The 14,129-nt window shown below is 56.1% G+C and carries 10 protein-coding genes and 1 pseudogene; 5 read left to right on the top strand and 6 right to left on the bottom strand.

Annotation, left to right across the window (positions count from 1 at the left end; translation table 11 throughout):
• Nucleotides 1-56 precede the first annotated feature (56 nt).
• From CFU_RS25210 to CFU_RS13675, 4 genes and pseudogenes are all read right to left on the bottom strand, one after another.
• Nucleotides 57-464: pseudogene (locus tag CFU_RS25210) on the bottom strand (Tn3 family transposase); the annotation flags it as partial.
• A gap of 184 nt (nt 465-648) precedes the next feature.
• Nucleotides 649-2,715: a hypothetical protein gene (locus CFU_RS13685; protein WP_014006632.1), complete on the bottom strand. Its 2,067-nt coding sequence runs from the start codon at nt 2,713-2,715 to the stop codon at nt 649-651.
• A gap of 424 nt (nt 2,716-3,139) precedes the next feature.
• Nucleotides 3,140-4,459 (bottom strand): MFS transporter, encoded by a 1,320-nt coding sequence (locus CFU_RS13680; protein ID WP_041742050.1) that lies wholly within the window; start codon nt 4,457-4,459, stop codon nt 3,140-3,142.
• A 90-nt stretch (nt 4,460-4,549) separates the two neighbouring features.
• The gene (locus CFU_RS13675; RefSeq protein WP_238531467.1) at nt 4,550-5,326 is read right to left on the bottom strand and encodes a substrate-binding domain-containing protein; all 777 of its coding nucleotides are present in this window, start codon (nt 5,324-5,326) and stop codon (nt 4,550-4,552) included.
• 131 nt (nt 5,327-5,457) lie between these two features.
• On the opposite strand from CFU_RS13675, the gene CFU_RS13670 reads away from it, so the two are divergent.
• Complete coding sequence (locus CFU_RS13670; RefSeq protein WP_041742049.1) at nt 5,458-6,369, top strand: LysR family transcriptional regulator; 912 nt, start codon at nt 5,458-5,460, stop codon at nt 6,367-6,369.
• On the opposite strand, the gene CFU_RS13665 is transcribed toward CFU_RS13670, so the two are convergent.
• Nucleotides 6,324-6,611: a hypothetical protein gene (locus CFU_RS13665; RefSeq protein WP_041742048.1), complete on the bottom strand. Its 288-nt coding sequence runs from the start codon at nt 6,609-6,611 to the stop codon at nt 6,324-6,326. The genes CFU_RS13670 and CFU_RS13665 overlap by 46 nt on opposite strands.
• Nucleotides 6,612-7,061: 450 nt before the next feature.
• Here CFU_RS13665 and CFU_RS24525 point away from each other — a divergent pair, with 450 nt between their 5' ends.
• The 4 genes from CFU_RS24525 to CFU_RS13650 all read left to right on the top strand — a co-directional run bounded on the left by CFU_RS24525 (nt 7,062) and on the right by CFU_RS13650 (nt 13,231).
• Nucleotides 7,062-7,781, top strand: a complete 720-nt coding sequence (locus CFU_RS24525; RefSeq protein ID WP_148264842.1) for a hypothetical protein — start codon at nt 7,062-7,064, stop codon at nt 7,779-7,781.
• Nucleotides 7,782-8,026: 245 nt separating this feature from the next.
• Nucleotides 8,027-9,538, top strand: a complete 1,512-nt coding sequence (locus CFU_RS24515; RefSeq protein ID WP_238531311.1) for a hypothetical protein — start codon at nt 8,027-8,029, stop codon at nt 9,536-9,538.
• 296 nt (nt 9,539-9,834) lie between these two features.
• A complete protein-coding gene (locus CFU_RS13655; protein ID WP_014006627.1) occupies nt 9,835-10,068 on the top strand; it encodes a hypothetical protein in 234 nt (77 codons plus the stop codon).
• Nucleotides 10,069-10,357: 289 nt separating this feature from the next.
• Complete coding sequence (locus tag CFU_RS13650) at nt 10,358-13,231, top strand: sensor histidine kinase (protein ID WP_238531310.1); 2,874 nt, start codon at nt 10,358-10,360, stop codon at nt 13,229-13,231.
• A 15-nt stretch (nt 13,232-13,246) separates the two neighbouring features.
• On the opposite strand, the gene CFU_RS13645 is transcribed toward CFU_RS13650, so the two are convergent.
• Nucleotides 13,247-13,879, bottom strand: a complete 633-nt coding sequence (locus CFU_RS13645) for a response regulator (protein WP_014006625.1) — start codon at nt 13,877-13,879, stop codon at nt 13,247-13,249.
• Between the last annotated feature and the right edge of the window lie 250 nt (nt 13,880-14,129).

Raw genomic sequence — 14,129 nt, 5'->3', positions numbered from 1 at the left:
CCGATTCAAGTGCACATGCAGCCATGTGGCCGGAGAAATCGACTTGATCAGCGCGTAATGCTGCGCGCCAGCCGGTCGTATTCAAAGATCGCCCGGCGCGCCGGGTTCGCATCGGTGTAGCTGCTCGGCTAGCGGATCGGCTAGCGGATCGGTATGCCCTGAGTTATCTCCTTTAACCCCAGCGTGGCGACGACGCAGTCGATGTTCCATGTTCCATCGAGGATCGTCGGCAGGTCGATTCACCCCGACGGCTGGATGAGGCAATGCTCATCCAGCCGGATCGGCTGCGCAGTAAATTTCGCTGAGTTGCTCATTGAGATCGGTGAAGCGTGGCATATTGCATGGCCCGAACCGGTGCAGGATCGCGAAATTCGCTTTGTTCAAGCGGTGCATGCCCCGATGATCGCGGTTGGCGCGATGTCCGACGTGTTGCTGTACCAGATGCCGAACACATGGTGGGCCTCGGCTAATGGAGCTGGGGATAATTCTTCCCGCCGAGCAGTATTGAGCTACTTCGATTGAGAATCGCCGAGACGTTAAGAAAATAGCCTTGGTCATCCGCTCCCGGTTGCATAGGTAGCTTCCATCGCTGGCCGGCCCGAGCAACAACTTGCCTTGGCGCCGGCTAACGATGTGCTGGTTGCTGCTTTACCTCACTGTCGCATACAAAACACCGCCATTCAACGTGATGTCGACGGCAGGCCCGGAACTCGTAACACTGCTGAAAGAACCGCTGATCCCGCCACCGGCATCGATCAATGCAAATTTCTGGCCGCTTGTGAAAGTGCCGTTGAATTTTAATGCCAGGACACCACCCAAAACAACCGGGCCGGGCACCGTCAGATGGCCGTAGTCGACGCCCTTGCTGGTGCCGTTGATTGACAATGTCAAAGAACCGCCTGCGTTTTGTTGATAACTGCCGCCCAACGTCAGCTCAAACTGGGTGTTTCCCAGTCCGAGGCCGGCATTGTTAATCAGGTTGCCGCTGCCGAAAGCATTAGCGCTGGCCGCCAGTACGCTACCGCTGTTGATGACGGCAGTTCCGCTGAAGCTGTTGTTGCGCAAGGTAGTGCTGGCTGTACCATTCTGCAGGAAAGTCCCACTGCCGCTGATATTGGAAAGCGTGATGGCGTCGGTCGTGTTTTGAACAATCAGGCTGCCGTCGTTGACGATGCTGTCGGTCGATGCGCCGCCGGCCGACTCTGCCGTCAGCAAACTGCTGTCGCCGCTGTAAGTTGCCTGCAACGTCGTGCTCTTGACGTATTGTTGAGTCGCGCTGTTATAGACCAGCTTATCGTAGTTCAAAGGCTGCGGCGAACCGGTTCCTAGCCGTAAAATGGCCTTCGCGCCGATGGTGGTGACGCCGTTGTAATTCTGTGGCTGGCTGAAGGTGACGTCGTTGCCGGCGGTCGACATGATGGTGACATTGCCCGTTCCTGCACTGCCGTCCCGGTCAGGACCGCCGCCACCGCCGGTAATTCCTACGTTCAGCGCGACCGGGCCATTGTAGTTCAAGGCCAGGGTGCCGCCTCGATGCAGGTTGATATAGGCATTCTTTGCTCCCAGCGCCGGGCTCACCGCGAACGGCGACGGCGCGGAGGGCAGGAAAAAGTCGTGGGTCGTGCCGTCTCCCCATTGGACCGTGCCGCCGCTTTCGATATTGATGCCTCTATAGCTGCCGTCGTTGCCATTGGCGTCATTCGGGCCGCCGCGGTAAATCACTTTCGCCAGATTCAGGCTGGCGTCGCTCAAGCCGGGATTGACCAGATTAGCGCTGCCGTGCGGGCTGTTGTCCGTGTGGCTATAAACGCCGCGCATGATGATCCTTGAATTGCCGATGGGATGGAAATTGATGTCTCCGCCAAAACTCGCCTCGTAGATATTCTGCGTGACAGTCACAACACTGTTGGGCGCACTCCAGACCAGCCACGACCCTTCATTGACCACTGCCTTGGCATTGGGTATCGATGGGCTGACGTGATTCGTCCCGAAATCCTGTCCGGCGCTCAGCGCCAGGACGCCGGTGAATGGACTGACGCCGCCCATCGAATTGCCGCCCCAAACGTTCGGCAGCTGCGAGATGGAGCCGGTACCGCTGACTTGCCCAAGCAGAATGAACTGGGCACTGTTCAGAACGATGGCGCCGTTGTTGAGAATGTTGTTGAGATTGATCTCTCTGTTGACCACGCTAGCCAGGTTTTTGCTGTCTGAGGTGGCGATAATATTCGGCGAGTTATCCGCGCTGGTATTGCTGCCGATTTGCAGCGTTACGCCAGGGTTGATAGTCAGCACCGGAGGATTACTTCCGGTAATGCTGAGGGCATATCCCATGCCAGGATAGACGGATTTTGTCACTGTCTCAACCTGCCGACTGTCGGGTAGCATGAATGTGCTGGCCTGAGTGAGGACAAAAGTGCTCGGATGGCTACTGCCTGCCGCAGGATTTAAGAGCAGCGTTCCTTGGCCCGAGATCACTCCAGTATAAGTAGTGACGCCGGCCGGTAGATTGATAACGGAGTCGGTGCTGAGCGCGATGTTCTGATTAGCGAGGATAGCCGCGGTAATATCGACAACCGTCGTTGTAGTGCTGGCGTTACTGCTGGTCGTGCCGCTCGTTGTACTGCCATCGCCACCGCCACCGCCGCAGCCGGCAGCTACAAGAGAAACGATCAGTGCAGCAAGGTAGTTCCGGGTCAAAGAATGTGGAGTAGGCATGAGAAATAAAAATAAGCGAGATGGATAGAAAGATCGGCGCCGAGACGATTAGTGGCAGGCCGCGTCGTGAGCGGACTATCGATATCATTTCTCCGGCACTTGAAGAAGAATGAAGCGGATAACCAAGCCGGCAAGCACATAGCCACCACCCCAACCGAGAACAAAACTTTCCACAATAGTATTTTCTTTAGACCATTCCTTAAAGAAAATTGTAGAGTGCAAAAGCAATAAACGGGCCTGGCAATATAATCAAACCGACTACACGGCGACGACTCCGGCATCTTAGGGAAAACTCAAATCGAACTAGAGGACGATGAAGTCCGGGCCAAAATGAAGACGGACCAGCCACTAAAGCTAGTAGCTGGTCCGTTTTTACTGGTTGCGAGGGTAGCTTCGCGCTTGCAGCAATCGGCCTCGTCCTTCTTTAAGGCGCGTTTTGGATGGGGTATTGTTCCTCGGAGTCTGGCCGATATTTAACGCTGCGTTTGCGGTACAGCACCAGCGTCGCGATCAGTCCGCACACTGCGGCAAATGTCATCCATAAGCCCGGCGCGGCCTTATCGCCCGTCGCTTCGATCAACGCGGTGGCGATAGCCGGCGTGAAGCCGCCAAAAATCGCTGTCGCCAGGCTGTAGGCCAGGGAAAAGCCAGCTGTGCGCACCTCGACCGGCATTACCTCGGTCAGCGCGACGACCATAGCCCCGTTGTAGCTGGCATACAGGAACGACAGCCACAGCTCGACCACCAGCATCTTCTCGAAACTGGGTGCGCTGGTTAGCCAGGTCATGGCTGGATAGGCGCTCAGAACGGTCAGCACGGTGAAGAAAATCAGGATAGGACGACGACCGATCCGGTCCGACAGCGCGCCCATGATCGGCAGCCAGATAAAGTTGGAAATGCCAACGCACAGGGTCACGATCAGGCTGTCGGCAGTACTGAGCTTGAGTACGTTCTTGCCGAAAGTTGGAGTGTAAATTGTGATCAGGTAGAACGAGACGGTGGTCATCGCCACCAGCATCATCCCGGTGATCACCAGGCCCCAGTTGTCGAGCATCGAGCGGAAAATGGCACGCGTATCGGGACGCTGCTTGCGTTTCATGAACTCCTCCGTTTCCTGCAAGGAGCGGCGGATCATGAACAGTACCGGCACGATCATGCAACCGATGAAGAACGGAACACGCCAGCCCCAGGAACCAATTTGCAGCGGGGTCAACCATATGTTAAGTGCGTAGCCCAATGCTGCCGCGACGATGATCGCCACCTGCTGGCTGGCCGATTGCCAGCTGACGTAGAAGCCCTTGTTGCCCGGCGTTGCCATCTCAGCCAGATAGACCGAGACGCCGCCCAGTTCGACGCCGGCGGAAAAACCTTGTAGCAAACGGCCGATCAGCACCAGGAATGGCGCCAGATAGCCTATGGTCGCAAAGCCCGGCACGAAAGCAATCAGAACCGTGCCAAGCGCCATCAGGGCCAGGGTCACGATCAAACCCTGGCGGCGGCCGACGCGGTCGACGTAGGCGCCGAGCAGGATGGCGCCGAGCGGACGCATCAAAAAGCCGGCGCCGAAGGTCATGAAAGTCAGCATCAATGAGGCGAATTCGTCGCCCGAGGGAAAGAAGGTTTTGGAAATGTAGGTGGCGTAAAATCCGAACAGGAAAAAGTCGAACATTTCCATGAAATTACCGCTGGTGACACGGAGGACCGTGCCGAATTTCGACGGAGTTGCTGCTGCGATGGCTGTCATTTTGATCTCACAAGCGATTGGAGCCCTGCGCCTCACGCAAGGGCATGGCGCAGACTTCTACGAATACCGTTGCTGATAGCGCAGGCGAAGTTAATGCTTCGGATCCAGTCCGCTTTTGATCACTTCGTCGCGCGCCTCGGGCGAGGCTAGGTAACGGATCAATGCACGAGCGGCATCCGGATGTTTGGCGCCGACCGGTATTCCGGCTGAGAACGTGGTGATGCTTTGGACCTGCTCCGGAATCCTGGCGACAAAGTCGACCCCTTGCACCGGTAGAATTTCGCTTACCTGCTGGAAGCCTAGTTCGAATTCGCCGCTAGCCACCAGCGATCCGACGGGAGTTTTCTGGATCATGCGTGCTTTTGGTTTGACTTGTTCTTCGATACCCAGCTTTTTGAACAGTTCGCGCTCGATATAGACGCCGCTCGCGCTGTCGGAATAGGCGATCGATTTAGCGTTGAGCATGGCTGATTTCAAACCCTCCACCGTGCTGATGTCTGGCTTCGCAGCACCCGCTTTGACCGCCATGCCGATGCGGGAATCGGCCAGGTCGACGCGACTGTCGGCATCGACTTTGCCCTGCTTGATCAGGTCGCTCAGCGCATAACCGACCATGATCACGACATCGGCCGATTCGCCGCGTTCGAGGCGGTTGGGAATCGCCTCCGGCGCCTTGCCCATCGAGGGGCCGAAGGCGGTGGACAAGGTGTTGCCGGTAGCCGCCTCGAATTGAGGCGCCAATGCTTTGTAGGCCGCAGTGAAGCCGCCCGAAATCATCACGTTGACCTCTTCAGCCTGAGCCGCGCTGGACAATAGGGCCAGGCTGACCGCGCCGAGAGCGAACAGTCGGTAAATTGTTTGTTTGATACGCACTTTCTTTGTCTCCTGTTTTTATGCAACTGCGCTGCAATTGAGGTTTTGTCGAACAATTATCACGAACCTGATTGATAAAGTAAAATGCATAAATATTTACTTTTGATGTGTCTAAGGTATCAATAATGTATCGACTACGTTTTGATTTAAGCGACCTGCAAGCCATGGTGGCGGTGGTGGAGCAGGGTGGTTTCCGGGCGGCGGCGCTGGCGCTGAATATCTCGCAGCCGGCGCTGTCACGCCGTATCGGCAAGCTGGAAGACGCACTCAACGTCAAACTGTTTGAACGCACTACCCGGCGCGTGGCGCTAACCCTGGTAGGGCGTGAGTTTTTCGCCAAGGCAGTCGAGATCCTCGATGGCGTCGAAACGTCTTTGCACAACATCAGCGACATTTCCTATACGCATTTTGGCCAGATCACGGTGGCCTGCGTGCCTTCGATAGCACACAATTTTCTGGCGCCGATCCTGCAGCGCTTCAATGCGCAATTTCCCTCGATTCGCATCCGCATCGTGGACGAAGGGGCACATGAAGTGCTGAACAACGTTGCCCGCGGAGATTCCGATTTCGGCATCAATTTTCTCGGCACGCAGGAACAGGGCATCGACTTCGAACCGATCATGCGGGAGAGTTTTGTGATGGCCTGCTTGCCCGGCCATCCATTGGCGCGCCGGCGCGCCGTCGGCTGGCAAGATATCGGCAAATATCCCTACATGACGGTAGCCAAATCGAGCGGTAACCGGATGATGCTGGATATGGCGATGGCGCCGTCGGAAAAACAGCCCGCTTCGTTCATTGAAGTGCGCCATGTTTCAACGTTGCTTGAGATGGTGAAGGCCGGGCTCGGCATTGCCGTGGTGCCGCAACTTGCGATGCCGTCGGATCACTTAAGCGTCCTGCGCGCAATCCCGCTCAAGGAGCCGGCTATCACGCGTACATTGGGCATTATTCGCCGATCCGGCCGCGTGTTCTCGCCAGCTGCGCAGAATCTCTATGAAATGCTGAAAGAGGCATCAGCATGTACGCCCACGGCATGAGCATGCGCGAGAGGTAGGGTCATGTGCTGGAACGGTATCGCACGCAGGTGACGGCTCAACTCCGACGCCAACATATGCTTGGCCTGCATCTTCTTGTAGCGGTCCAGCCAGAGCAGATTCACCAAGGACCAACTCTGTATCCTTTTCTGCAGTTGGGCCGAGAATCGGTCTATCAGCACGCCATGGATGAGGCTAAAGGTTTTCTGTATCTTCGATTTTTTTGTGATTATCATGTCGCCCATGATATTTTTCTTTCGATATCATTTTGTGACCTCGTTCGCGTAGAAAATTTAACCGACTCCAAGTTACACAAAACCGCGGCAGTTGGTGATAGCGCTAACAATATTTGTCAGTTTTTTTATTTTTGGTCAAATTTTTGTCCATGTACTTGGTAGTGCAAGTGCGGCTCGCTTTCTGATGTTTCATCTGGATTCGTTTGACTGCATGCTAAACATTCGATTTGGCACGGATCGTGCTACTGCTACTGCCTAATGGTCACAGTACGGCACTGATCCGTACTTCAGTGGAGTCCACATCTATGAGGGAGCTTTGAGCACAGCCGAAACCGCCGCATTGATGTGACATTCGGACTGCTGTCATGTATCTCGCAAGCACATGTCAGCAGTCAAGATCGCATGAGAAATTTGCCTGCGGAATACGTCTGCGGGATGCCGCGATAATTGTTGGGAGTTATGTTTCAGATATCAATATTAAAAAAGATCGCGACGTATCTATTGACGCTTCTATCGTTTTCATACACGACAGCGGCCTTTTGTGAAGACCGGTTTTATGTCATTTGGCGAGATATCGGATTGCCGGATGCAACACGCCTGGTCAGTCAATATTCGGGCCGCTCGATTCATTTAGCTCGAGAAGTAGGGGGAACAATTAACCTTGCCTCAAGCGAGCCGCTTTCACCGGATGAGATTTTTATCCAGTTTAAAAAATCACTTGGGGAACGAGGACTGACGTTGGTACTTGTTGATGGCAATGAATATCAGATAGAGGCGGCAAATTCAAATACGGTAAGTGATCAGGCTGCTGCTCTACATGCCCCAGAAATTGTCACGGCAGAACCGGCGAAGACACTTCCTCCATCTGCAAAACTCACCTACAGCCAATCAGAAGCAGTCGCCAAGCGTCGACATGTAGGCGCTATATTTGCGTTCGAACAGCGCGCACAGGCAATTGCTTCGCAGCTCCGTGCGGCTGGAGCCGAAGCCATCGTTCTTGCGTCGAACGATCCAGCGGATAAGGAATTTTCTGTTGTATTGCTGTACCGGGACAGCAAAGAAGGTTATCAAGCAATGGTTGCCGCGATAGAACAGGCCGGATTAAATAATCTGATTTCCGCGCCGACGTTACCGGTTGAATTTTCTATGCAGGGAACCTCAGGTCGCCGCACTCAGTGAGTCCGTAGGCTAACCAGGCAGCATGTATTTCTGGACAGAGCGGGGTGTCCAGCTAGCATGCAGCCGGATCAACGCTTTGCGGCACTTTTTGTGATGAAGCGAGAGGTCTGACTTTATTGCAAAAACAGGCATGGTTCGTGCATTGCGTTGAGGGCGATGAGGATCATGCCAGGCAACGACGCGTCTTTAGACACAAATGCCGGCGGCGACCTCTTGGCAAACATTTGCATCGGCTGCGGTACGGGATGCGCTTCAAATTGAAGCTTGATCCCGATCGCCGATCGATATCCGGAACCAGCGTCAGCGGCGCCTGGTATTCCTTCAATTTCATGGAGTTTTGGATGACTATATTTACCCTGCGACACACTGCTGCACTACTGCTCGCGCTCTTCCTTTTCGGTTGCGGCGGCGGAGGCGATAGCGCTCAGGGCGGCAGTACTTCAGGCGGTGGTGCTTCAGGTGGCGGTACCTCAGGCGGCAGTACAACAGGCGGCGGTACCTCAGGCGGCGGTACAACAGGCGGAGGTACAACAGGCGGAGGTACAACAGGCGGCGGTACAACAGGCGGCGGTACTTCAGGCGGCAGTACAACAGGTGGCGGTACAACAGGAGGCGGTACAACAGGTGGCGGTACAACAGGTGGCGGCACTACAGGGGGCGGTACAACAGGTGGCGGCACTACAGGGGGCGGTACAACAGGCGCCGCAGCTACTTCTGCTTTGGTGGCCAAGCTCGGCAAACCCTCCCGAGTGCTGGTCGGACTCGGCGCGGGCAATTCATTGGCGCAAATGCAAAGCCAGAGTATTCACCCGGATATCGTTGATACCTATCTGGTGGGTGTCGGCGCCGGCTCGTGGCCCACTTGGAACAGTCCCGATGGCGCGTACATTACATACACTGCGCAGGCCATCCAGGCTTACGGCGCAACCCCGATGTTCACGTTTTATCAGATGGCGCAGAACGGCGGCGGCAACTTGAGCGGAATTAACGACGCGACGTTCATGAACAACTACTGGGCGCAGGCCCGGCTGATGTATCAACGCATTGCCGCGCTCAATGCGCCGGTTCTGGTCAATCTGGAGCCGGATTTCTGGGGTTTCGTATGGGCAGAGGCGCCGGGGCATGATCCAGCGCAGATACCAGCCGTCGTCAGCAGCCAGGCCGAATGTAGCGGATTGCCGAATAGCGCCGCCGGCGTCGGCCAATGCCTGGTGCAAATGGGCAGGAAGATCGCACCTAATGCGTTGCTCGGATTCCCGCCCTCGTTCTGGTCTGGCTCCCCGGCTGAGATCGGCGCCGAAATGAAAGCGGTTGGAGCGCATCAGGCGGATTTCATCGTTGCCCAAACCAGCGATCGAGACGCCGGCTGCCTGGAAGCTGCATCGCCCCCAGCTGAATGCGCGGGGCGAACCGGGACTTTCTATTGGGACGCAAACAATATCGCCACACCGAACTTCCACCAATCGCAGAGCGCGATCTCGGACTATCGCACCGCGCTGAGCAATGGACTCCCGATCTTGTGGTGGCAGACGCCGATGGGCGTGCCGTCCGCCACGCCTGGCGGCACTAACCAACACTATCGCGATAACCGTGTCGACTACATGCTGCGCAACACCCAGGAATACGGCGACATCCATACCTTCGCAATCGTCTTCAGCGCAGGGGGGAGCTTCCAAACCACGATCAACAGTGACGGTGGACAATTTGCCCGTCTCCTGAGTCAGTATCTCACGCAAGGCGGGGCCGCTCTGCGATAGCGATGGCAGTGCACCATCGGCGACAACCTGGTTACTCAAGCGTTACAGCTTGGGTCTCCTGGGTTGAGCTACGGATGCAACGCTCCCATGCCGGATGGTACGCCGTTCCGTTGTCGGCTAATTGACGCGGCGTAAGGAATTCCCGACGCCGGTTTCGCGCGCGCCCACCCGAAAATCATGATTTCCTGATGCCCTCCGTTCCTCGGGTCCATTAGCATATCTGCTAATGGAATATAAAAATAAAATAGCATTTTTGTAAATTCATCTGATTTCATCTTAACAACCGAAGGCAAGTAATGAAGAATGCAGACGACACGGCTGAGTACATTAAAAATGCCAACAAGATGCTGGACGCCGTCATCGCCAAGCTGGGACTGAAAAACGACGCCGCACTTTCGCGCCGCCTCGAAGTGGCTCCGCCTGTCATCAGTAAAATCCGCCATGGCCGGCTGCGGGTCGGCGCATCCATCCTGATCAGCCTCCATGAAACCAGCAATTTTTCAATTGCTGAGCTGAAGAGTTTTTTTTAGACGCAGCGGCATGTTCCAGGTCGGACCTGTATTTTGGGTCCGGTTGCCATGGGGACCCTGTGAACGGTAGGTATCAATTGGATGCCTGCATAAGGATTTTTGCCATATCATGCTGCATAAGGCATCCTTGGGAAAGCCTTGTCCTCAAATGGCAATAGGAACCTGAATGATGAGTTTGCGCTGGTGTCGTCGACTGATCGTAATGCTGTGGTTGATTTGCCTGTTGCCGGCGGCAATTTGCCAGCAACTGCCGCTGCGTTACTACAGTCAGTCGGATGGTTTGACAAACATGGTTGTCAGCGCCCTGGCGCAGGAGCCTGGCGGCTATCTGTGGATTGGCACCCCGAACGGTTTGTTCCGCTACGACGGCGCGCGCTTCCAGCGTTTTGAACTGCGCCAAGGATTGCCCACGCCGTATATCACCGCACTGCATGTCGACGGCAGCGGCCGGCTGTGGGTCGGCACCACCGAAGGTTTATACCTGTGGCAGGGGCAGCGTTTCGTGTCCATGCAATTTCAAAATGTACAATTCGCTTTCTATCAAGGACAGACCTTCGCCACCCTGGGGCCGGACCGTCTGCTGGTGACCAGCCGGGACCGCTTGTGGCTGTTGTTGTCCGCGGACCAAGGCCATTCCTGGCAGGCTCATGAGTTTTTCGATGCAGAGCAACTGTCGCTTCATCCCGAGATGAAAACCCTGTTCAGCATCTATGTCGGTCCGCACGGAGATTTGTGGATGGGATGCGACCTCACGCTGTGCCATTACGACCAGGGGAAGCTGTCGGTCCTGGGGAAGGAAAGCGGTTTGCCCGCCGGCGAAAATTGGCACGCCATTCTTCATGACCGTCAAGGCATGCTCTGGGCGCGTGGCAGTCACAAGATATTTGTGCTGCCGCCAGGTGGCCATGTCTTCCAGGACCGTTCGCCAGACCCGAACCAGCAGCAGAAGGCGCACGGAGTCCCGTTCCTGGCGATGGACGCCACCGGCAGGATTTTCAGCCGGCAAGACGAAGGCATCCTGCGCTGGAACGGCAAGAGCTGGGAATCCTTTAGCGAGTCCAGCGGACTGATAGTAGGCGGCGGCATCAATTCCATCCTGTTTGATCGCGACGGCGGCGTCTGGCTCGGATCGGCGGGCCATGGGCTGATACATTGGATAGGTTATCCGAACTGGGAGAACTGGACTTCCAGGCAAGGCCTGCCCAGCAATGTCGTGCTGTCGTTCTTGCGCGACCGGCAAAATTTGCTGCATGTCGGCACTCGTTCCGGTTCCGCCATATTGCAGAAGAATGGATATTTTTCCGTTACTGCAGGAACTTATGGCGGCACCTCCCATCAATGGGCCAATATGGCTGAAGATGCCCAGGGCAATATCTGGGCCGGCTCGCTTTCAGGGCTCCTGGTTCGCCGTGGGAGCGGTACCGAAACGGACGTCAAGGTCGCTCAGCTGCCATCGATCAATAGCCTGTTTTTCGACCGCTCTGGACAACTCTGGATTGCTACCGAGATCGGCATTTACAGCATCAAGCAGCCGCAATCCAATCCGGTTCCGGTAAAAGTAACGGAGTTTCTTTCGATTGAGGATATCGACGCCTACCAAGGCTGCGAGGGCCGGGACGGGGTGCTGTGGTTTGTTACCGACAAAGGGCTGCTGCGTTTTGACGGTGTGCATTGGCGCAAGCCGCGAACTAGGCCGGCGGCGCAGGTTTTCCAGCCTGCCGCCATCGCTTGCACCGAGAACGAAACATTGTGGCTGGGCGCTGAAGCGGGGAATGTCTGGCATGGCGTCGTACGGGGCGAGGCGGTGGACATCAGCGAGGTGACGCCACCGCTGCTGCAGAATCGGTCGGTGTTGGCGTTGTTCGAAGACAGCCGGGGCTGGTTATGGGTATCCACGGATACCGGAATCAGTGTATGGAATCACAAGCAATGGCGGTTTTTCAACCAGGATAGCGGGCTGGTATGGAACGACACGGACATGCGCTCCTTTTACGAAGACAGCGACGGCTCGATGTGGGTAGCAACCAGCGGCGGCGCCTCCCACATCCTGCGGCCGGAATCGCTGTTTGCGCCATTGCAGCTGGATGTGCTGGTGGAAAGCATCGGGCGCGACGGCGAAACCCTTGCCCGCGGCCAGCCTGTGCGCTTGCCGTGGAGCTCCGGCCCGCTCAATTTCAAGCTGGCTGCATTGTCTTACCAGAACCGCGAGACCCTGAATTTTCGTTACCGCATGCAAGGGCTGGAACCTGACTGGTCGAAGACCAGCGTCCCCGAAGTGCGCTACGCGGCTTTGCCTCCAGGCCATTATCGTTTCCAGGTGGCGGCCGACAATGCCCCCATGCAGGCCTATTCTTCGACGGCGGAAGTCGAGGTCGTGATCTTGCCGCCGTGGTGGTCTACCTGGACGTTCTACGCTTTTTGCGGCTTGCTGTCGCTGCTGCTTCTGTATCTGATGCATCGCTACCGCGTGCGCAGGCTGGAGGCCCGCCAACAGCTCAAGGAACAGCAGGCACAGGAGCGCGCTTATGAACTGGAAGCGTCGCGGGAGGAAGAGCGCAAGCACCTGACGCGCGAAATCCATGATGAGCTGGGTCAGCACCTGTCGGCTTTGCGCATGGGCGTGTCGGTGGTGGGCCTGGAGTTCGGAGGGAAAAATCCATCGCTGCAAGGAAAAATCGAACGCATGGTGACACTGGTCGACGCTACCATCAAGGTCGTGCGCAATGTCGTGTCGTCGCTGCGGCCGTCGGCGCTGGACATGGGAATAGTGTCGGCGCTGGAGTGGCTGACCGAAGAATTTACCGCCAATACCGGCATTCCGTGCCGCCTCGATGTGCGCGAGGAAAACATTGTCCTGGATGACAAGCGGACCACGACCATTTTCCGTATCGCGCAGGAATCATTGACCAATATCAGCCGCCATGCGCAAGCGAGCCGGGTAGAAATCAGCCTGGAGAGGAAGGAAAAACATTACTTGCTGGAGATACGCGATAACGGCAGGGGTTTTGATGTCAGCGTACAAAAAAAGAAATCATTCGGCCTGGTCGGGATCCGCGAACGGGCTCACATGCTCGGCGGCGAGGTGAGTATTTTCAGCGAGCCCGGCGCCGGCGCCACGATCAGGGTGTCGATTCCCATCGCCGATGCGGCAGAGAATCAATGAGGACGGGGCTGGTCGTCACTCGATCAGGTTGTAGGTAACTGCGTAGCGCACCAGCTCCGCATTATTCTGGAAATTCATTTTCTGCATCAGCCGCGCCTTGTGGGTGCTGACAGTCTTGTTGCTGATCGCCAGTTCTTCGGCAACTTCGTTGACGCTTTTGCCGCGCACCAGCAGCCGCAGGATGTGGAACTCCCGGTCGGATAGGAGTTCATGCGGCGGGCGCTGGTCGGAGCTGCTCGATTCGAATACCATCTGTTCTGCCAGTTCAGGATCGATGAAGCGTCCTCCTGCCACCACTTTGCGGATGGCGGCCATCAGTATTTCCGGTTTGTTATCCTTGGTCAGGTAGCCGGCGGCGCCGGCGGCCAGGGCCCGGCGCGCAATCGGCAGCTCATTGTGCATGCTGAGCACCAGGATCGGCGGATTGGATTCGTGGGCGCGGATACGCTGGATAAGGTTGACGCCGCTGACGCCCGGCATGGTCATGTCCAGCAATACCAGGTCGATGCCGCCCGTCTGCAAGGCATCGAGCACTTGTCCGCCGTTGACGGCTTCCTCGGCTACCGCCACCTCTTTACCAAGCGCAAACAATTGTTTCAGTCCTTCACGCATGATCGCGTGATCGTCGGCAATCAGTACTCGTATCATGAATCCCTCAATTCATTATGGATGGAAATGCCAGCCGCGCTCTTTGCGTCATGAGCTTGCATGCGCGGAACCATCGATTTTTTCGCCATTATCGCGCACCTCTCGGTAAGTAATGGTTTTCTTTTTCAATTGCCATTTTTAGTAGCATATTTTACCTCTATTGCTGCCCTGGATTTTACTTGATACAGCGGCAAGGTCCAGTCTATCGGGTGCAAGGAAATCCCTACATAAAGTTCAGGATATGACGATA

The sequence above is a fragment of the Collimonas fungivorans Ter331 genome, assembly GCF_000221045.1.
GTDB classification, from domain to species: domain Bacteria; phylum Pseudomonadota; class Gammaproteobacteria; order Burkholderiales; family Burkholderiaceae_D; genus Collimonas; species Collimonas fungivorans_A.
The sequence above is the reverse complement of the archived record's forward strand: the minus strand, read 5'-3'. Positions and strand labels throughout refer to the sequence as shown.

What these genes read in the sequence shown, in the direction of transcription:
- CFU_RS13685 (WP_014006632.1), bottom strand. Translation starts at nt 2,715, where the DNA reads ATGCCTACTCCACATTCTTTGACCCGGAACTACCTTGCTGCACTGATC.
- CFU_RS13680 (WP_041742050.1), bottom strand. Translation starts at nt 4,459, where the DNA reads ATGACAGCCATCGCAGCAGCAACTCCGTCGAAATTCGGCACGGTCCTC.
- CFU_RS13670 (WP_041742049.1), top strand. Translation starts at nt 5,458, where the DNA reads ATGTATCGACTACGTTTTGATTTAAGCGACCTGCAAGCCATGGTGGCG.
- CFU_RS13665 (WP_041742048.1), bottom strand. Translation starts at nt 6,611, where the DNA reads ATGGGCGACATGATAATCACAAAAAAATCGAAGATACAGAAAACCTTT.
- CFU_RS24525 (WP_148264842.1), top strand. Translation starts at nt 7,062, where the DNA reads ATGTTTCAGATATCAATATTAAAAAAGATCGCGACGTATCTATTGACG.
- CFU_RS24515 (WP_238531311.1), top strand. Translation starts at nt 8,027, where the DNA reads ATGCGCTTCAAATTGAAGCTTGATCCCGATCGCCGATCGATATCCGGA.
- CFU_RS13655 (WP_014006627.1), top strand. Translation starts at nt 9,835, where the DNA reads ATGAAGAATGCAGACGACACGGCTGAGTACATTAAAAATGCCAACAAG.
- CFU_RS13650 (WP_238531310.1), top strand. Translation starts at nt 10,358, where the DNA reads ATGGTTGTCAGCGCCCTGGCGCAGGAGCCTGGCGGCTATCTGTGGATT.
- CFU_RS13645 (WP_014006625.1), bottom strand. Translation starts at nt 13,879, where the DNA reads ATGATACGAGTACTGATTGCCGACGATCACGCGATCATGCGTGAAGGA.